This is a genomic window from Bradyrhizobium sp. CIAT3101 (assembly GCF_029714945.1).
In the GTDB taxonomy this organism is placed as follows: Bacteria; Pseudomonadota; Alphaproteobacteria; order Rhizobiales; family Xanthobacteraceae; genus Bradyrhizobium.
Window position 1 is genome coordinate 3,494,392 of record NZ_CP121634.1, and the last position, 18,728, is coordinate 3,513,119.

An 18,728-nucleotide genomic window follows, 5' to 3' on the forward strand; every position below is an offset into this window, starting at 1 on the left:
TTATTTGCCCTCCCGCTGCTTCATGCGGGGATCGAGTGCGTCGCGGGCGGCGTCGCCGATCAGGTTGATGCTGAGGATGGCGATCGAGAGCAGCAGGCCCGGCCAGAAAATCAGGGTCGGCTTGAGCTGAAAATACTGGCGGCCCTCGGCCATGATGTTGCCCCAGGTCGGCGTCTCCGGCGAGATGCCGGCGCCGAGGAAGGAGAGGATGGCCTCGGTGAGGATCGCGGACGCGCAGACATAGGTGCCCTGGACGATCAGCGGCGCGATCGTGTTCGGCATCAGGTGCCGCCACATGATCTTCGGCAGCGAGGAGCCGACCGAGATCGCGGCTTCCACATAGGGCTCCTCACGCGCCGACAGGACGACCGAGCGCACTAGGCGTGCCACGCGCGGGATTTCGGGGATCGTGATCGCGACCAGCACCGTCCAGATGCTCGCGCCGGACAGCGACACCACGGCGATTGCAAGCAGGATGCTCGGCATCGCCATCAGGCCGTCCATGATGCGCATCAGGACGGAATCGATCAGCTTGAAGAAGCCGGAGACGAGACCGATCACAAGGCCGATGGCGATCGAGAGGATCGCCGAGCCGATGCCGATCAGGAGCGAAATGCGGCCGCCATAGATGACGCGCGACAGCAGGTCGCGGCCGTAGGCGTCGGTGCCGAGCAGGAACTGCGCCGACGCGGGCTTGAGCCGCTGCGACGGCGCGAGCTGGATCGGATCGTGCGGCGCGATCAACGGCGCCAGGATCGAGATCAGCACGATCAGCGCGAGCAACACCGTCGCCGTGGCGATGATCGGCGTCGAGGTGAGGAAGCCGAAACGCGGCCGCAGCGGCGACGTGATCGGGATGGACGACTGGGGAAGGGTATCGACTGACATCTTGTTGTTGTCCTTGCCTCAGTACCGGATCCGGGGATCGAGCAGCGTGTAGGCGACGTCGATCAGGAGGTTGACGACGACGTAGATCAGCGACGTCAGCAGGATCATCGCCTGGATCACCGGATAGTCGCGCGCCAGCACCGCATCCACGGTGAGGCGGCCGATGCCGGGGATGTTGAACACGCTCTCGGTGACGACGACGCCGGAGATCAGGAGCGCGAAGCCGGTGCCGATCACGGTGATCACGGGCACGGCGGCGTTCCGCAGCGCGTGCCGCATCATCACCGCGACCTCGTTGATGCCCTTGGCGCGCGCCGTTCGCACGTAATCCTCGCCGAGCACATCGAGCATCGCGGCGCGCGTCATGCGCGCGATCAGCGCGATGTAGATGAAGGAGAGCGCGCAGGTCGGCAGGATGATGCGCTCGAAGAACGCGCCGAAGCCGGCAGAGATGCTCTTGAAGCCCTGCACCGGCACCCAGCGCAAATCGATCGCAAAGACCTCGATCAGGACATAGCCGACCACGAACACCGGCACCGAGAAGCCGAGCACGGACAGGCCCATCACGAAACGGTCGATCCAGGTGCCGTGCTTCCAGGCCGCGATGACGCCGAGCGGCACCGCAACGATGACGGCGAGGATGATGGTCGACAGCGCGATCGAGATCGACGGCTCGACGCGCTGGCCGATCATCTTCATGACCGGCAGGTTGGAAATCAGGGAGGTTCCGAGGTCGCCGTGCAGCAGCTTGCCGACCCAGGTGACGAACTGCACGATCAGGGGTTCATTGAGGCCGAGCGAGGTGCGGATGCGCTCCAGCCGTTCAGGTGTCGCATTGTCGCCGGCGAGGATCGCGGCGGGGTCGCCGGGCGTCAGCCGCAGCAGCAGGAACACGAACAGCGCCACGACGCCCATCACGGGCACCGCAGCCAGAACGCGGCGAATGAGATAACCTAGCATGCACCTATCTCCGGCTGCAGATTGTGGGGGGCCGAGAGGCGCCCGTGGATTCGGTCGTGTCTATCATGCGCGCCTGTCTCTCGGGCTGGAAGACCCGGCCGGAGAGCCGTCCTCGTGGGGCAAATTGTGTGCCAAGGGCAGGGCGGTCGCAAGGGGCCGCCCCGCATCGATTTGCGACCACTCAGGATGCACGACGCATCTCGCGCTCAACCCCAAGTTCGCCCCGAAATGAGGGGACGGTTGGCGGTGCGTTGAGCCCGCGCCAGCCGTCGATGGTTCCGGCGATCATCTGCGCGGTCGCGGCCGACAAGGTCCAGCCGAGATGGCCGTGGCCGGTGTTAAAGAACACGCCGGGCATCCGGCCCGCGCGCACCACCGGCATCATGTTCGGCATCATCGGCCTGAGCCCGGCCCACGGAATGATGCGAGACGTCTCGACCGCCGGAAAGTTGCTGCGCACCCAGTCGACCAGCGGCTGCACGCGATCGGCGCGGATGTCGCGGTTGAAGTCGTTGAACTCGGCCGTGCCGGCCACACGAAAACGATCGGCGCCGAGCCGGCTGGTGACGATCTTGGCGGCCTCGTCGAGCAGGCTGACGGTCGGCGTCGCATTGCGGCTCTCGGCAGTGTCGAGCTGGATGGTGATCGAATAACCCTTCACCGGATAGACATTGACGCGCTCGTCGAGCATCGCCGCGAAATGACGGCTGGCAACGCCGGCGCAGACCACGACGCCATCGACCTTCAGCATGCCGCGCGCGGAGGCGACCGCGTCGCTTGCGCTGAGATCGGCCCAGCCGATGACGAAGCCGCCGCGAGCTTGCGCGATGGAATCGATATTGGCCTCATGGATGAAGGTTGCGCCGCGCCGCTTGCAGGCCTCTGCCAGCCCGCGCGTGAACTTGTGGATGTCGCCGGTGGCATCCGACGGCGTGTAGAAGCCGCCGTAATAATCCTTGCGCAGCGTCGGCTCGATCGTGCGGATTTCTTCCGGCGTCACCGGGTGGCGATCGAGTCCGCCTTCCTGCAGCAGCGCATTGACGCGCAGGCCGGATTCAAAACCCTTCTTGTCGTGATAGATGTGGAGGATGCCGCGGCGTTCGAGATCGAAGTCGATGCCTTCGCGCGTCGCGATCTCGAACAGGTGCTTGCGGGCTTCGATCGCGAGCCGCGTCGTCAAAATCGTATTGGCGCGGTAGTTGCCGATATTGGCGACGAACTCGCTCATCCACGAATATTTGTGCCAGTTCGGCCGCGGGTTCATCAAGAGCGGCGCATCGCGCCGGAACATCCAGCGCAGGCCTTTGAGGATCGTCGCGGTGCTGTTCCACACCTCGGCATTGCTGGCGGAGAGCTGTCCGCCGTTCGCAAACGAGGTCTCCATCGCGGCGTAGCGATGCTTGTCGAGCACCGTGACCTTGTAGCCGCGTTCGAGCAGGGCATAGGCGGTCGTCACGCCGGTGATGCCGGCGCCGATGATGGCGATATGTGTCATGTTGAGCAGGGGCTCCCGTGAGTTAGGATAGGCTAACCGCCGGCCCGAAAGCCGTTGGCGGCGCCCCATCTGTCACGGTTACCTGAGAGCTTGATCCGGCACGGACCTCGACGAGGCAGAACCTCACGAGACCTGCGCAGACTATCCCCTTCGGTGGACGTCACGACGTCGATCGTGCCGTCTCTCTCCAGATCGTCCTGACGATACAGTCCTTTTGCCTGAGAGTTTCCGGGGCGGTTGCTCCGTCGGCGCCGCAATGAAAGCTGGATGCCTTCATTGCGATCTCTCCCGCATCGTCGCGTGGACCATCGAGCAGTACGATGCGCCTCATTTTTAGACAAGGCTAAATTTCATCCGCGACTGCCAATGCATTGTGCAGTGCGAAGTTGATTCACTTTAGTCGAGCGTCGCCAGCAGTCCCGCCATCAGGCGGCCGCGTTCAACCAGGCTATCGACCTCGATGAACTCTTCGAGCGTGTGGCCATTGCCGCCACGCACGCCGAGGCCGTCGAGCGTCGGGATGCCCATCGCGCCCGTGAAGTTGCCGTCGGAGCCGCCGCCGGAGCTCGCATGCGGTAATTCCGCGCCAAGAGATTTGGCGATGCCGCGCGCCTTTTCATACAGCGCCATGGTACCGGCATCAGGCTCCCACACCGGCCGCGTCACGCCACGTGTCACCTTGAAGGAGACATCATTCGCCGTACCCGAGAGCGCAAGCATCCGTTCGACGCCGCGGTCGAGATCGGCCTGGCGCTTGGCCATAGACAGCGCTTCGCCGGTGGCAGTCGTGGCAACGCAATTGACCCATTGGCCACCATGCACGACGCCGACCGAGAAGGTGCAGTCCTCCGTCGTCATCGCGTCGATCGCGAGAATCTGCCGTGCCATCTCGCGGATCGCCGAGCGTCCCGCCGACAAGGTCGCGCCGGCGTGGCTCGGCCGCCCCGTCGCTTCCAGATTGAAGCGCGCGATCGCGTAACGTCCGGTGGTGACGCCGTTGTCGGCGCGGCCAGGCTCGGGCACCAGCACATATTTGTTGCGCGCGGCTTCCGCTTCGATGATGTCGCGCGTCGAGGGCGTGCCGACTTCCTCGTCCGGCGTGAACAGGATGGTGATCGGAAGCGGCGTGGTGAAGGCCGCGCGCGCCAGCTGCCGGATCGCTTCCAGCGAGAGATAGTTGCCGCCCTTCATGTCGTAGATGCCGGGGCCGTAGCACTTGTTGCCCTCGCGCCGCCATTTCAGCTTCTCGATGGTGCCGACCGGGTGGACGGTATCCATGTGCCCGGCGATCAGGATGCCGGGTTCGCCTTGCCTGGGATGCGGGAAGCGCGCGCGAACGACGCCGCCGAAGCCCTGACGGCCGGCGATGCGCTCGATGGTCGCACCCATGATCGCCATATCCCGCGCTGCGATATCGAGCATGCGGTTGACCGCGCCCGCATCCCAGGTCGGGCTTTCGCATTCCACCCAGGTGCGCAGGCCCTCGAGCATCGCCTCGGAATCGAAGGGAAGATTGGCTGGATTCATCTTAATGTCTCTCAAGCTTCGAAAGATGGAATGCGCATTGCATCAGCGCGGGCAGGACAAGCGGGGAGAGTTGTAGAGCCAAACCGATCTTTGTGGAGCCCGTGCATGCGCCGCAAGGGCTTGCACCGAAACCGGATTGACGCGCTCAAGACTGTCTGCAAGTCTCGAAAGATAAAGGCATTGCATGAGGTTAGTTCGCCTAGGGAACGAACCGAATGCTCAACCAATAACCCGCCTTTGAACAGTTTCACGTCAGGAGAAACTTTCTATGTTGAGCTTGATGCGCCGGGGGCGACGCGCGTTCGCCTCCACACTCGCGCTGTCGGTCGTCGCGCTCTCGACGGCGATGGCATCGCCGGTATTTGCGGCCGGCAAGACCATCACCGCGGTGATGCATTCGGATCTGCGCATCATCGATCCGATCTTCACCACCGCCTACATCACGCGTGACCATGGCTACATGGTCTACGACACGCTGATCACGACGGATGCGAACTTCAAGATCCAGCCGCAGATGGCGGATTGGAAGATCTCCGACGACAAGCTCACCTACACCTTCACGCTGCGCGACGGCCTGAAGTGGCATGACGGCACGCCGGTCACCGCCGAGGATTGCGTCGCCTCTCTGAAGCGCTGGGCCGCCGTCGACGGCATGGGCCAGCAGATGATGACCTTCACAGCCAGCATCGAGGCGACCGACGCCAAGACCATCACGCTGAAGCTGAAGGAACCCTACGGCCTGGTGCTGGATTCGATCGGCAAGCCGTCCTCGCGCGTGCCCTTCATGATGCCGAAGCGCCTCGCCGAGACGCCGCCGGACAAGCAGATCCCCGAGCAGATCGGTTCCGGTCCGTTCAAGTTCGTGCAGGGCGAATTCCAGCCCGGCGTGAAGGCGGTCTACGTCAAGAACACCGACTACGTGCCGCGCAAGGAGCCGGCGAGCTGGACCGCCGGCGGCAAGGTGGTGAAGGTCGATCGCGTCGAGTGGATCACCATGCCGGACTCGCAGACCGCGGTGAACGCGCTGCAGTCGGGCGACATCGACTTCATGGAAGTGCCGCCGTGGGATCTGCTCCCCGTGCTTGAAGGCAATTCCGACCTCAAGGTCGAGACGCTCAACAAGTTCGGCTACCAGACGCTCGGTCGCATGAACTTCCTCTATCCGCCCTTCGACAATCCGAAGATCCGCCGCGCCGCCTTCCTGGCGATGAACCAGAAGGACGTGCTCGACGCGCTGGTCGGCAACCCGAAGTACTACAAGATCTGCGGCGCCTTCTTCATCTGCGATACGCCGTTCGCGACCGACGTCGGTTCCGAGACGCTGGTCAAGGGCAGTGGCATGGCGGAAGCCAAGAAGGCGCTCGCCGAGTCCGGCTATGACGGCACGCCCGTCGTGGTCATGGTGCCCGGCGATGTCGTCACGCTGAAGGCGCAGCCGACCGTCGCGGTGCAGCTGCTGCGCGAAGCCGGCTTCAAGGTCGATGCGCAGGCGACGGACTGGCAGACGGTGGTGAGCCGCAGAGCCAGCCAGAAGCCCCCGAAGGAGGGCGGCTGGAACATGTTCTTCACCAACTGGGTTAGCGCCGACGTGTCCAACCCGATCTCCAATCTCTCGATCGGCGGCCAGGGCAAGAAGGGCGGCTGGTTCGGTTGGGCGGAAGACGCCAAGATCGAGAAGCTGAAGGACGACTTCGTCCGCGCGGCCTCGCTCGACGATCAGAAGAAGATCGCGACCGAGATCCAGAAGGAAGCCTATGACCAGGTGATCTACATCCCGCTTGGTCAGTACCTGGCGCCGAGCGCGTGGCGGAAGTCGCTGTCCGGCGTGCTCGACGGCCCGGCGACGCCGATCTTCTGGAACATCGACAAGTCCGAGTAAGGCCAAGTCAAACAAGGCCAAGTCAAACCAAGGCGCGTCTCGCGCCTTTGGTCCCGATCATCAAGCGGCGCCGCTGTCGTCAGCGGCGCCGCTTTCCAGGAGAGCTTCAATGTTCCGACATTTGCGTCGTGCGTTCGCCTCCAGAGTTGCGCTTTCGGTCTCGGCGCTTTCAGTCTCCGCGCTTTCAGTCTTGGCGCTTTCGGCACTGGCCACGCCGGTTCTTGCCGCGGGCAAGACCATTACCGCGGTGATGCATTCGGATCTGCGCATCCTCGATCCGATTTTCACCAGCGCCTATATCGCGCGTGACCATGGCTACATGGTCTACGACACGCTGATCGCGACGGATTCCAACTTCAAGATCCAGCCGCAGATGGCGGACTGGACAATCTCCGATGACAAGCTGACCTACACCTTTACGCTGCGCGATGGCCTGAAGTGGCATGACGGTACGCCGGTGACGGCGGAAGACTGCGTCGCCTCGCTGAAGCGCTGGGCCGCTGTCGACAGCATGGGGCAGCAGATGATGCTGTTCACTGCGAGTCTCGAGGCGACTGACCCCAAGACCATCACGCTGAAGCTGAAGGAGCCTTATGCGCTGGTGCTGGACGCGATCGGTAAGCCGTCCTCGCGCGTCGCTTTCATGATGCCGAAGCGTCTGGCCGATACCCCGGTGGACAAGCAGATTCCCGAGCAGATCGGCTCCGGCCCCTTCAAATTCGTTCCGACTGAATTCCAGCCGGGCGTGAAGTCGGTCTATGTCAAAAACACTGATTACGTACCACGCAAGGAGCCGCCGAGCTGGACGGCCGGCGGCAAGGTGGTGAAGGTCGACCGCGTCGAATGGATCACCATGCCGGACGCGCAGACGGCGTTGAACGCGCTGCAGTCGGGCGACATCGATTTCATGGAAGTGCCTGCCATCGAAATGTTGCCCACCATTGAGGCCGACAAGGACCTCAAGGTCGATATCCTGAACAAGTTCGGATTCCAGACTGGTGCGCGGATGAATTTCCTCCATCCGCCATTCGACAACGTCAAGGTTCGTCGCGCAGCATTCCTGGCGGTCAACCAGAAGGACGTGCTCGATGCTCTGATCGGCAATCCCAAATACTACAAGACGTGCGCTGCGGCCTTCATCTGCGACACGCCGTTCGCGACGGAGATTGGCGGTGAGGTCCTTGCGAAGGGCGGCGACATGGCTGCAGCCAGAAAGGCGCTCGCCGAGTCCGGCTACGACGGCACACCGGTCGTGCTCATGGCGCCGGGCGACGTCGTGACGCTGAAGGCTCAACCGATCGTCATGGCCCAGCACCTACGCGATGCCGGCTTCAAGGTTGATTTGCAGGCCACCGATTGGCAGACGGTGGTAAGCCGGCGCGCCAGCCAGAAGCCTCCGAAGGAGGGCGGCTGGAACATGTTCGTCACAAACTTTGTCAGCGCCGACGCCTCGAACCCGATTTCCAACATCGCCGTCGGTGGGCAGGGCACGAAGGGCGGCTGGTTCGGCTGGCCGGAGGACGCCAAGGTGGAACAGTTGAAGGACGCCTTCGTCCGCGCCGCCTCGCTTGACGAGCAGAAGAAGATCGCGGCCGAGATCCAGCAGGAAGCCTACGACCAGGTGCTGTACATACCGCTCGGCCAGTATCAGTCGCCGAGCGCATGGCGCAAGTCGCTGAGCGGCGTCATCGACGGCCCGGCGACCCCGGTGTTCTGGAACATCGACAAGTCCGAGTGAGGCACGCCGGAACCGGGCGAGGGTGCTTCCTGCACCTTTGGTGCCGATCAGCACGCGGCGCCACCGTGATCAGCGGCGCCGGTGTCTTCTGGCGGTCCCCGTGGAGGTGAAAGCCGGGGAGCTTTTAAGTCTTCCAGACTCCAATGATTGCTATTTGTTTCCAAACTGAAATAGATGGCTCGTCTTCGAGTATCACTTTCCCTTCCATCGTTTTGAATCTGTTGATCTGATTCCCGTGCCGATCGATTTTGCACTCCAGGCGATGGCCGAACGGTCGGATCGCGCGCCGGCGCGCTGGCGGCGGCCGCTGCTGCGCTGGCTCGACGGCGTGGAGGCCGGCTGGGCCGTGCCGCTTCTCATTGCGTGCTTCGTTGCGGTCTGGACGCTGTATCTCGCCATCGCCTATGCCGGCGGCGGCCTGCATCCCGATACGCTCGAAGCCTGGACGCTGGGGCGGCACTTCGCCTTCGGCTATCACAAGCATCCGCCGCTGATGGGCTGGATCGCCGCCAGCTGGACCGCCGTCTTCCCGGTCAGCGACTGGTCGCTGCAACTGATGGCGATGGTGAACGCCGGCCTCGCGCTGGTCTTCGTCGATTGCGTCGCGCGGCAATTCGTGACCGGGCACAAGCGCATCCTGGTGCTGCTGCTGCTGATGCTGACGCCGGCCTATCAATTCCACGCCCAGCGCTTCAACGCCAACGCCGTGCTGCTCGCGACCTGGCCGCTCGCCACATGGTGCTTTCTGCGCGCGTTCGAGACCAGGTCCGCCGTGTGGGCGGTCGCGCTTGGATGCACCGCGGCGCTCGCCATGGTCGGAAAATATTACTCGATCTTCCTGCTCACGAGCTTTGCATTCGCCGCGCTGGCGCACCCGGCGCGGCGCGCCTATTTCACCTCCGCGTCGCCGTGGATCTCGGTCGTCACGGGACTCGCGGTGTTGTCGCCGCACATCTACTGGCTCGCGACCACGGGGGCATCGACCTTCACCTACGCGCTGAACCATGCCAACGGCAATGCCGTCAGCTCGCTCGACGACGTGACGAATTTCCTGCTGGGATTGGTCGCGGCCATCAGCGTCGCGGCCGTGCTCTGGGTGCTCATCGCGGGCACGCGCCTCAAGCAGTTCCCGGCCGACTTCGTCGCGATGAGCCCGAGCCTTCGGCTTCTCTTCTACGTTGCCATCGGCACCATCGCTCTGCCGGTCCTCACCGCGCTCGCGATGGGGACGGATTTGCCGTCGCTATGGGCCCTGCAGGGATTGTTCCTGTTCGTCGTGCTGATCGTCTGTGGCGCCCGTTACCCGCTCGAACGCTTCTACACCGTCAATGTCACGGTCATTGTCGCCGGCGTTGCGCTTGTCGCGGTGCTGGTCGCCGCACCAATCCATGCCGTCTATCGCAATAGAGGCGGTTATGAAGAGGGACGGAACCTTTACGCGCAAGCAGCTGGCGAGCTCACCCGGCAATGGCGCGAGCTGACCGGCGAGCCGCTCGGCGCCGTCAGTGGCGACGATTCGCTCGCCTTCGCCACGGCCTTCTACAGTCCGGATCATCCGCATTATGCGCGGCCGTTCGAGCACCAGTACGATTGGGGCCTGCCGCGAAAGACGACGCTCGATCGCGGCTGGGCCGCGCTCTGCTTCCGTGGCCAGGATTATTGCGGCCGCTGGATGGAATTTGTGTCTGCGCGCGCGGGGAATTTTGTCCGGCGGGAGTTCACCGTGCAGGCCTCGCTGTGGGGCCGGCCGGGCCTGAGCCGGGACGTCATCGTGCTGATGGTGCCCCCGCGTGCGAACAGCGGCGCATCGCCCGAAAGCGCAGAGCTGGAGTTCGGCGCCAGCCGGCGCAGCCCGGAATAGGGCGCATCTCTCAGCAGTGGCTGTCGCGCACCCGTTCAAGGCCTTCGCTTGCGAAGGGAGGTGTGAAGGCGGGCTGCTTGGCGCCAACAGCCTTTCGCTGCGCCTCAGTCGGTTCCGACGCGTGATCGGTTTCGTTGCGTTTCGGTTCCATGAGGCGACCTCTCGAAAATGCTGCAGGACAACATCGAGGCGCCTGCGAAGTTCCTCACACGATCGGGCGATGATGCGGCTTGAACAGCCGCCCCTTCTCCACCACCAGAACGATCGCCAGCGCCGCAAGCGTCGACAGGAAGAATCCGATCGAGAACGGCAGCAGCGTGCCGTCGAAACTCTGGCCGATCGCTGTTCCGACCACGATGCCGATCAGCGTCGTGATCGAGCCGTAGAGCGAGGAGGCCGTGCCGGCGATGTGGCCCTGCGGCTCCATCGCAAGCGCGGTGAAATTGGCGACCATCATGCCGAACGAGAACATCATCAGCGCCGACAGCACCATGAACAGGGGAAGCGGCAGCACGCCGAGGATCTCGGTCAGCAGCATCACGCCGGCGACCACGGTGTAGAGCGTCAGCGCGCCGTGCGAGATCACGCGCATGCCGAGCCGCCCGACCAGTTTTGCGTTGAGGAAGCCGGCGACCGCTGTGCCGGCCGCGATCGCCGCAAAGGCGAGCGGGAAGTAGTGGCCGAGATGATAGATGCCGGTGAACACCTGCTGGGCCGAGAACACGAAGGCGAACAGCGCGCCCATGACGGCGCCGGCGGCCGACGCATAGCCGATGGTCTGGCGGTTGGTGACGGTCTGGCGGAAGGCCGAGAGCACGTCGGCGGGCGCGAGCGACCTGCGCTCCGTCTCGGGCAGCGTCTCCGGAAGCCGCCACACGCTCCACGCCAGCGCGATGATGCCGTAGAGCATCAGCACGACGAAAATGCCGCGCCATTGCGTGACCAGCAGCACAGCCTGTCCGAACGAGGGCGCGATCACGGGGACGGCGATGAAGATCATCATGGCAAGCGACATCACGCTCGCCATGCGGCGGCCGGCATAGCAGTCGCGCACGATCGAGGTCGCGATCACGCGCGTCGCCGAGGTGCCGAGGCCTTGCAGCGCGCGCGCGAGCAGCAGCGTCTCGAACGAGGGCGCCGCGACCGCCAGCACGCTCGCCACCGCATAGACCGCCATGCCGCCGAGCAGCACCGGCCGGCGCCCGAACCGGTCCGACAGCGGGCCCATGACGAATTGACCGGCACCGAAGCCGATCAGGAAGGTCGACAGCACGAGCTGGAGATGATTGGCGTTGGGAATGCCGAAGGCCGCCCCGATATTGGGCAGCGCCGGCAGCATCATGTCCATCGCCAGCGGATTAAGCGCCATGATGGACGCAATCACGACAACGAATTCGGGAAATCCCATCGGACGGTGTCCGGAGGACACCCAGTCGTCGGCATTGACGTCGGACAAGCAGCTCACCCCTGATTTCAAAGGTCATATCTAAGGTACATGCTGCATCGCACAACCCATGTTTTGGGATGGCTGTCCGGCGGGGCCGGGGACGGACAACAAATGGTGAAGACGTCGCCGGCTCAGGCAGCCCGGGATCAGCTCGCGCGAGGTGCCTGTTCGACCAGATCGAGCGCCAGTCGGCCGGCCGCGTCGACATAATCGAGATCGCGATGGATCAGCATCACGGTCGTGGCGCCGTCGAGCAGGATCACGATCTGCCGCGCAAGTCCCGCCGCGCCGTGAATGCCGTGGTCACGTAGCTCCGTCTCCAGCCACGCCTCAAAGCGCTTCTTGTGGGCCGCGCCGGCCTTGACCGCGGGGTGTGCGGGCGTATTGGCGAGCTCGGCGATGGTGCGCAGGAAGCCGCAGCCGCGCCACTTCGGCGTATCCACCGATTTGCCGAGCCTGGTGAAGAGACCGCGGACCTTGTCCGCTACCGTTCCGTCGGTCTCGGCGAACCAGCGCATGTAGAGCTCGAGCGTCGGCTGGTCCCGGGCTGCGATGGTTTCGGCGACGAGCTCGTCCTTGCTGGTGAAGTGATAATAGAGCGTCTTCTTGGTGACGCCCGCCTTCTCCGCGACGGCATCCATGCTGACCGCCCTGATGCCCTCGCCATAGAACAGGCGCGTCGCCGCGACGACGATCTGCTCGCGTGTGCTGTCACCCCTTGCCGCCATCGGCACAATGTATACCGCCTAGTGAGTATACACAACGGAACCGCTGTGGCTGACTTCCGCGCCTGTTCGCGCCTGGAAGGAGCCTGCACTTGCCTGATCTCGTACTCTCGGAAACACGCGGCGCCGTCGCATTGCTGACGTTCAACCGCCCGAACAAGCTCAACGCGCTGAGCTACGCGCTGATTGATCAACTGATGACGATGCTCGACCGCATTGAGGACGACGAAGACATTCGCGCGGTCGTGCTGACCGGCGCCGGAGATCGCGCCTTCTCCGCGGGCGCCGACATCGCCGAGTTCTCCGAGAGCGTGAAGGCCGGTCCCGATGCCGCGGCAAAAGCCTTCGTGCGGCGCGGGCAGGCGATGACGGCGCGCATGGAAGCGTTTCCGAAACCGGTCATCGCCGCCGTCAACGGCATCGCCTTCGGCGGCGGTTGCGAGATCACCGAAGCCGTCCATCTCGCAATCGCCAGCGAGCGCGCCACATTTGCAAAGCCGGAGATCGCGATCGGCATCACGCCGACCTTCGGCGGCACGCAGCGCCTGCCACGGCTCGCGGGCCGGAAGCGGGCGCTGGAATATCTTCTGACCGGCGATTCCTTTTCGCCGCAACGCGCGCTCGAGATTGGATTGGTCAATCGCGTCGTCCCGCACGAGCAGCTCCTGGACGCCGCTCTCACGCTGGCCGGCCGCATCACGCGGCATTCGCCTCTCGCGGTGGCCCGGGTCATCACCGCTGCCACCCGCGGCCTCAACGTCTCGATCGCGGAGGGCCTCGCCATCGAAAGCGAGCAGTTCGCACGGATGGCAGCGACGCAGGACACGCGCGAGGCGCTCGATGCCTGGCTGGCCGCCCGCGCGTCGCGATAGGCGATGGTTGGAAACCAGGGATTCACCATAACCGCGGGGACAACCCATCGGAGAGATGAATCCGCAACGCATCCTGTCCAATGTGGCCAGACCGGCCGCCGGGTCAGGCGCCGAGGGAACTCAGGCAACAGGCAGGGTATCAGACGTGTCCGACATCACCGGAACTGCACGATGGTCGGGACCGTCGGCCGACATGGCCGGCAAGCGCAACGCCTGGCTTGCCTGCCTGATCGCGCTGGTGGCGGTGCTGGTGATCGGCAATCTCGCCAACGATAGCGCGCTCGATGTGAATTACGGCTGGGACGTCCGCGTCAACTGCGCGGCCGTCGATGCGCATGCCGACGGGCTCGATCCGTACTACGTGAAAAATCTGAAGGGCACCAAGCTCTCTTATCCCTATTTGCCCGTGACGCTGGACGCCTTTCGACCGCTGTGCGCGGGCGGCTTTCTCGTCGGGCATCACCGCGGCGTCTTTCTCGTCATCGCCGCGCTCTGCGGCCTGGTGCTGCCCGGGATCGGCCGGATGCGCAATCTGCGTGATGTGGCGCTGCGGAGCCTCTACGTGCTCGGCGCCTTCGTCGGCTTCGAATGGGTGCTGGCCTCGGGCAATTTCGCGATCCTGGGCGGCGGACTGACGGCCGCGGCACTTGCCCTTCTGCTTCGCCCCGCGAAGCCCGACGATCGAAATGACGTCGTTCGGATTGCAGGCGCGGCGCTGCTCGGTCTCGTGATGTCGTTCAAGCTGGTGTTCTGCCCGGTCCTGGCTGCGCTCTATTTCCTGCCGCTGTCGCGGCGGCGAAAACTGGTCCTGATGATCGTGGCGGGCCTCGGCTTCGCGTTGCCGATCCTGGCTTCGGTCGTCTTCTATCCAGGCTTGTTCGCGAGCTGGCTGCTCGCGATCACGGGCGGAATCCCCGGTCAGCATTCGGTCCAGATCGAGGAAACCAATCCGTCGCTGCTGCTCCTCGCCCAGACCATCGTGGACCGGGTCGGCTTCGTCGACAGCAAGCCGCTCGTGTTCGCCATTTACGCGCTGGCGGCGACCGCATTCGTGCTCGCGCCGCTCGGCTGGTCGCTGCTGCGTGCGATCCGCAACAATGAGGGATCGTTGCCGGCGCGCCTCGACCGCTGGCTGATCGATCATCCGCAGGCCGCGATGCGGATCACGGTGCTTGCGATGTACGGCCTCTATCTCTGCTCGCCGCGCCTGAAGGAATATGCGCTCTTCGAGCTCGCGGTCTACGCCGCCGTCCTGATCGTCGATCTTCCGGCCGCGGCCCTTGCAGCCGTGCTGACCATCGGCGTTGCCGTGCCGACGCTGGTCTCGATCACGGGGATCACGATCGAAGGTGGCTTCGTCCAGGTTGCGGTCGCGCTGATGTGCTTCTGGATCCTGTTGCTCGATTTTCGCGCCGAGCCGACGCGTCTCGAGCAACACGGCGTGCGTCCATGACGAGCGTTGCCTCGTCCGCAGATGCGGGTGAGGGGCGGCCGCTTGCGGCCGGGATGCCGCCGAGGGGCCGGCTGAGCCGTTTCCTGCTGATTTTGGCCGTATTGCTCCCGACCGCCGTCGCCGTCGATCTCAGCGTCAACAACACCTTCGGCTCGGACGTGCGGGTGAACTGTGCGGCGGTGGACGCCCATCGCGAGGGACGCGATCCCTATTTCGTCAAAAACCTGAAGGACACCGATCTTTCCTATCCCTATCTTCCAGTCACCCTCGATGCCTTTCGGCCGCTCTGTGCCGGCGGCTTTCTGGTCGCGCACTACAAGGCCATCTATCTCGTTCTTGGGCTGATCTGCGTCCTGCTGCTGCCCGGTCTCGGCGGGAGGCGCGAGGGCCCGCGCGATGCCGTGCTGCGTGGCGTGTTCGCGCTTGGCGGATTTCTCGGGTTTGAATGGGTTTTGGCGAGCGGCAATTTCGCGATGCTGAGCGGCCTGCTGACGGCTGCATCGCTTGCGCTGCTGCTGCGTCACGCGCAATCCGAAGGGCAGGGGGACGCGAGCTTCGTGCCGCAACTCGCCGGTGCGGCCCTGCTCGGTCTCGTCACCTCGTTCAAGCTGGTGTTCGTTCCGGTCCTTGCCGCGCTCTATCTGCTGCCGCAATCGAGACGTCGCAAACTCGTCCTGATCGCGGTGGCGGCAGGCATGTTCGCGCTGCCGATTCTGGTGTCGGTGGTGTTCTACCCGGAGCTGTCTTCAAGCTGGTTGAACGCGATCCTCGGCCAGATTCCCGAACAGCATTCGCCGGGAGGCGAGGACAATCCGTCGCTGCTCTTCTTCGCCCAGACGCTTGCGGACCGCGTGTCGCTCGCCGACAGCAAGCCGGTCGTTGCCGTGCTCTACGGGCTCATTGCGGTCGCGCTTCTGCTCGCGCCGCTCGCCGCTGTCGTGTGGCGCATGGTCAGGGCACAGGGCAGGGGCACGAGGATCCCGTCGCTGAGGGCGCTCGACGACTGGTTGCTGGATCATCCCGACGCCGCGATGCGCATCACCGTGCTCGCGATGTACGCGCTCTATCTCTGCGCGCCGAGACTGAAGGTCTATGCCTTCTTTGAGGCGGCGCTCTATGCCGCCATCCTCATCGTCGATTTGCCCGCGATGATGATAGCGGTCATGCTGACGATGGCGATTGCCATCCCCTTCGCGGTGGCGGTCGCGGGCATTGCGTTCGTGGACGGATTCGACCTGCTCACGGTCGCGATCATCTGCTTCTGGATCATGCTTTGGGCGCAGTCGGCCTCGTCAGCGCAGATGGTGCGGGCGGGTGGGGGCGAGACGGCATAGCGCTTGGGTGCCGAGGGATTTCAAGTCCTCGCTCCGGTCCCCAGTGGCAAGACGGCTGCAGCGCTTGAGAGCGAGCCCGTCCGCTTCAAAAATTCTCTCCGTTCCCGATCAACCCCACATCCAAGGTTTCAGTCGATCCTATTGTTATTACGGATGATTCCGCTCAATTTGAAATACTTTGACAGAAAGTATGTTTATTGTCAAAAGAGTTCGCGATGTCAAACAAGCTCACCCAGGACGAAGCAGAGGCGCGGCGGCTGAAGATTCTCACGGCTGCCCGCTGGTGTTTTCTCAATTTTGGTTTTTCGAAAACGTCGCTCGACGACATTGCGAAACGCGCGACCATCTCGCGTACGCTGCTGTACCGGACCTTCAAGGATAAGGAGGACATCTTCACCGCAGTCTTCGCAGAGTGGTTGGTCTCGCGCCACCCGGCGGCCAGAACAGCGGCGGATCGAAGTGGTGCACCAGTTGAACGCCTGATCGAAGTTTGCAGGCTGATGGTCGTCGAGCCGTGGGCCGACATGGTTGGGGCACCGATGGCCGGCGAATTCTTTGACGTCTGCGAACGGATAGATCCTGAAATCGAAGCACTGCACCGTCGCGTGGCGTCGGAATGCGTTGCGACGATCCTTGGCGGCGATGAAGCGGCCGCCGAGGTGTTCCTGCTCGCGCTTGATGGGCTTCTCGGCGATGAGCCCACCACGACGGTACTGAAAGAGCGCGTGGAGCTTCTCGCTGCTCGCTTCGCACCGTCTCTCAACAAACGAAAGTAATGAGTATGACTAACGAATGGACGGTGAAGGATATCCCTTCGCAAGCCGGCAAGCGCATCGTCGTGACCGGTGCGAACAGCGGCATTGGCTGGCATGCAGCCCTTGAGCTGGCACGGGCCGAAGCTGAGGTGACGATCGCCTCCCGCAACCAGGCCAAGGCTGAAGAGGCGGCTCACCGCATCCTTGATATCGTGCCAAACGCGAAGGTCGCCACCGGCAAACTCGACCTCTCAAACCCGACATCGGTCAAAGCCTTTGCGGAAAGCCAGCTGGCACAGCCTCAGTCGATTGACGTGCTGATCAACAACGCGGGTGTCATGGCGCTCCCGGATCGCCGGGAAAGCGTGGATGGCCACGAGCTGCAGTTTGCGACGAATGTCCTGGGCCCGTACCGGCTTACAGCGATGTTGCTTCCTGCATTGCTCCGATCGAGCGCGCCGCGCGTGGTGACAGTCGCATCCGGCACCCACGCGATGGGGGGGCCGGTCCCCATCGCGGACCTCGATTCCAGGCAAGGCTACAAACCCATCAAAGCCTACGCGAAAACCAAGCTTGCAAATGTCTTGGTAGCGAGAGAGCTACAAAGGCGGGCCGGGGACCGCCTGCTGTCGGTTATCTGCCATCCAGGTGCGTCAAAGACAAATCTCTTCGCCGACACCAGCACGCTCATGCTGCTTTCGGCCTTTGCCCTGTATCCGTTGATCCAGAACGCTGCCATGGGAGCGGAGCCGACGCTTATGGCTGCGACATCCAGGGCCGTGAAGCCCGGTGGTTATTATGGACCAGGCGGCTTCATGAGACTGCGTGGTCATCCGATCGAAGATAAGACCGCGCCTCTCGCCGACGACGCTGAGGCTGGCCGCATCCTCGTCGATGAGCTCGAACGCATGTCGGGTGTTCGCTTCCAATTCTGAGTTCAAAGACAGAGGCCGCCTACGCCTCAGCAAATTCCGGACACGGTATGAAGAAGCTTGCCATTTCGCTGATAACGTTCGTCCTGACTCTGACGGGCGCGTCTCGCGCGCAGGAGGCGGGAAGCACGTACGCCATTCAAAACGTTCAGTCCGAGAAGAACCTGCGTCCCTACGCCGCAAAAACCGAGGATGGCAACGCCATCATTCTCTACGATCACTGGAGTTGGAAATGCATGACCTGGAAATTCATCCAGGTTGAGCGCAATACCTATCAGCTGCAAAATCTCTACACCGGCAAGACACTGCAACCGTCTGCAGCTCCCGTTCCGCAAACTGCTCTGTGGCAGCAGCCGCTAAGCGGCGACAAGGCGCAATATTGGGAGTTCATCCGGGACAGGGGTGACGTCTACGTCATCAGGCTCAAAGGCACTCGCCTGTACGTTACGGCATCCTCAAGCGAGACGAACTCCTCGATCATTCTCCTGCCGATGCAGAACTCAAGCTCCCAGCAGTGGAGATTGATCAAGCAGGATCCATGGTTCTAGCGCTAGGTCCTGTTCGGCCGTCGGCGTCTCTTGCGGTGAATGAGGATGATGAGGGCGAAAAATAATGGTGCCGGAAAGTTCGTGAAATGACCACCTCGTCCGTTGGTGCGGGCAGCCGGGGTCGAACCGGCACAGCGCTTGCGCACCGAGGGATTTTAAGTCCCTTGCGTCTACCAATTCCGCCATGCCCGCTTGATCCAACGAGATCAAACACTTAAGTCCTGTCCAGCGGTCTGGAATTGGCGCTGGTGCGCCGGACAGGCGGTTCTTTCCTTAAGCGAGCCGGCGCCACAAGGCAAAGCCTCAATCCGGAC

The 18,728-nt window shown here is 63.5% G+C and carries 15 protein-coding genes, 1 tRNA gene and 2 riboswitches; of the genes, 9 read left to right on the forward strand and 7 right to left on the reverse strand.

All coding sequences use genetic code 11. The features are described 5' to 3' along the window. The 4 genes from QA645_RS16345 to QA645_RS16360 all read right to left on the reverse strand — a co-directional run bounded on the left by QA645_RS16345 (window position 1) and on the right by QA645_RS16360 (window position 4,870). Window positions 1-888, reverse strand: coding sequence for an ABC transporter permease (locus QA645_RS16345; RefSeq protein ID WP_254194340.1), 888 nt, complete (start codon window positions 886-888; stop codon window positions 1-3). A gap of 18 nt (window positions 889-906) precedes the next feature. Continuing rightward, window positions 907-1,848, reverse strand: a complete 942-nt coding sequence (locus tag QA645_RS16350; RefSeq protein ID WP_254132386.1) for an ABC transporter permease — start codon at window positions 1,846-1,848, stop codon at window positions 907-909. 181 nt (window positions 1,849-2,029) lie between these two features. Beyond that, entirely contained in the window at window positions 2,030-3,343 is a 1,314-nt protein-coding gene (locus QA645_RS16355) for a D-amino acid dehydrogenase (RefSeq protein ID WP_283051488.1), read from the reverse strand. Window positions 3,344-3,410: 67 nt separating this feature from the next. Further along, a riboswitch (glycine riboswitch) is annotated at window positions 3,411-3,536 on the reverse strand. Between the two features lie 3 nt (window positions 3,537-3,539). Next, window positions 3,540-3,644, reverse strand: a riboswitch (glycine riboswitch). A gap of 95 nt (window positions 3,645-3,739) precedes the next feature. After that, the gene (locus tag QA645_RS16360; RefSeq protein WP_283051489.1) at window positions 3,740-4,870 is read right to left on the reverse strand and encodes a M20/M25/M40 family metallo-hydrolase; all 1,131 of its coding nucleotides are present in this window, start codon (window positions 4,868-4,870) and stop codon (window positions 3,740-3,742) included. 268 nt (window positions 4,871-5,138) lie between these two features. Here QA645_RS16360 and QA645_RS16365 point away from each other — a divergent pair, with 268 nt between their 5' ends. The 3 genes from QA645_RS16365 to QA645_RS16375 all read left to right on the forward strand — a co-directional run bounded on the left by QA645_RS16365 (window position 5,139) and on the right by QA645_RS16375 (window position 10,348). Beyond that, on the forward strand, window positions 5,139-6,749 hold the full coding sequence (locus QA645_RS16365) for an ABC transporter substrate-binding protein (RefSeq protein WP_254132383.1): 1,611 nt from the start codon (window positions 5,139-5,141) through the stop codon (window positions 6,747-6,749). 109 nt (window positions 6,750-6,858) lie between these two features. Next, window positions 6,859-8,487, forward strand: coding sequence for an ABC transporter substrate-binding protein (locus QA645_RS16370; RefSeq protein ID WP_283051492.1), 1,629 nt, complete (start codon window positions 6,859-6,861; stop codon window positions 8,485-8,487). Window positions 8,488-8,749: 262 nt separating this feature from the next. Beyond that, window positions 8,750-10,348, forward strand: coding sequence for a glycosyltransferase family 39 protein (locus QA645_RS16375; RefSeq protein WP_283053223.1), 1,599 nt, complete (start codon window positions 8,750-8,752; stop codon window positions 10,346-10,348). Between the two features lie 205 nt (window positions 10,349-10,553). Here QA645_RS16375 and QA645_RS16380 read toward each other — a convergent pair whose 3' ends face one another. Beyond that, window positions 10,554-11,804: a multidrug effflux MFS transporter gene (locus QA645_RS16380; RefSeq protein WP_254132381.1), complete on the reverse strand. Its 1,251-nt coding sequence runs from the start codon at window positions 11,802-11,804 to the stop codon at window positions 10,554-10,556. A 137-nt stretch (window positions 11,805-11,941) separates the two neighbouring features. Beyond that, window positions 11,942-12,523, reverse strand: a complete 582-nt coding sequence (locus tag QA645_RS16385) for a TetR/AcrR family transcriptional regulator (protein ID WP_283051494.1) — start codon at window positions 12,521-12,523, stop codon at window positions 11,942-11,944. 89 nt (window positions 12,524-12,612) lie between these two features. Between QA645_RS16385 and QA645_RS16390 the strand changes: the two genes are divergently transcribed. The 6 genes from QA645_RS16390 (at window position 12,613) to QA645_RS16415 (ending at window position 18,414) form a co-directional block, all read left to right on the forward strand. Next, the gene (locus QA645_RS16390; protein ID WP_283051495.1) at window positions 12,613-13,392 is read left to right on the forward strand and encodes a crotonase/enoyl-CoA hydratase family protein; all 780 of its coding nucleotides are present in this window, start codon (window positions 12,613-12,615) and stop codon (window positions 13,390-13,392) included. A 145-nt stretch (window positions 13,393-13,537) separates the two neighbouring features. Next, window positions 13,538-14,845: a hypothetical protein gene (locus tag QA645_RS16395; protein WP_283051496.1), complete on the forward strand. Its 1,308-nt coding sequence runs from the start codon at window positions 13,538-13,540 to the stop codon at window positions 14,843-14,845. Beyond that, the gene (locus tag QA645_RS16400) at window positions 14,842-16,179 is read left to right on the forward strand and encodes a hypothetical protein (RefSeq protein ID WP_283051497.1); all 1,338 of its coding nucleotides are present in this window, start codon (window positions 14,842-14,844) and stop codon (window positions 16,177-16,179) included. Before QA645_RS16395 ends, QA645_RS16400 begins: the two co-directional genes overlap by 4 nt. Window positions 16,180-16,394: 215 nt before the next feature. Then, complete coding sequence (locus tag QA645_RS16405; RefSeq protein WP_283051498.1) at window positions 16,395-16,955, forward strand: TetR/AcrR family transcriptional regulator; 561 nt, start codon at window positions 16,395-16,397, stop codon at window positions 16,953-16,955. A gap of 5 nt (window positions 16,956-16,960) precedes the next feature. Beyond that, window positions 16,961-17,869 (forward strand): oxidoreductase, encoded by a 909-nt coding sequence (locus tag QA645_RS16410; protein WP_283051500.1) that lies wholly within the window; start codon window positions 16,961-16,963, stop codon window positions 17,867-17,869. A 47-nt stretch (window positions 17,870-17,916) separates the two neighbouring features. Continuing rightward, window positions 17,917-18,414 carry an RICIN domain-containing protein gene (locus tag QA645_RS16415; RefSeq protein ID WP_283051501.1) on the forward strand — a complete coding sequence of 166 codons (498 nt, stop codon included), beginning with the start codon at window positions 17,917-17,919 and terminating at the stop codon, window positions 18,412-18,414. A 103-nt stretch (window positions 18,415-18,517) separates the two neighbouring features. Here QA645_RS16415 and QA645_RS16420 read toward each other — a convergent pair. Continuing rightward, window positions 18,518-18,606: transfer RNA gene (locus tag QA645_RS16420), tRNA-Leu, on the reverse strand. Between the last annotated feature and the right edge of the window lie 122 nt (window positions 18,607-18,728).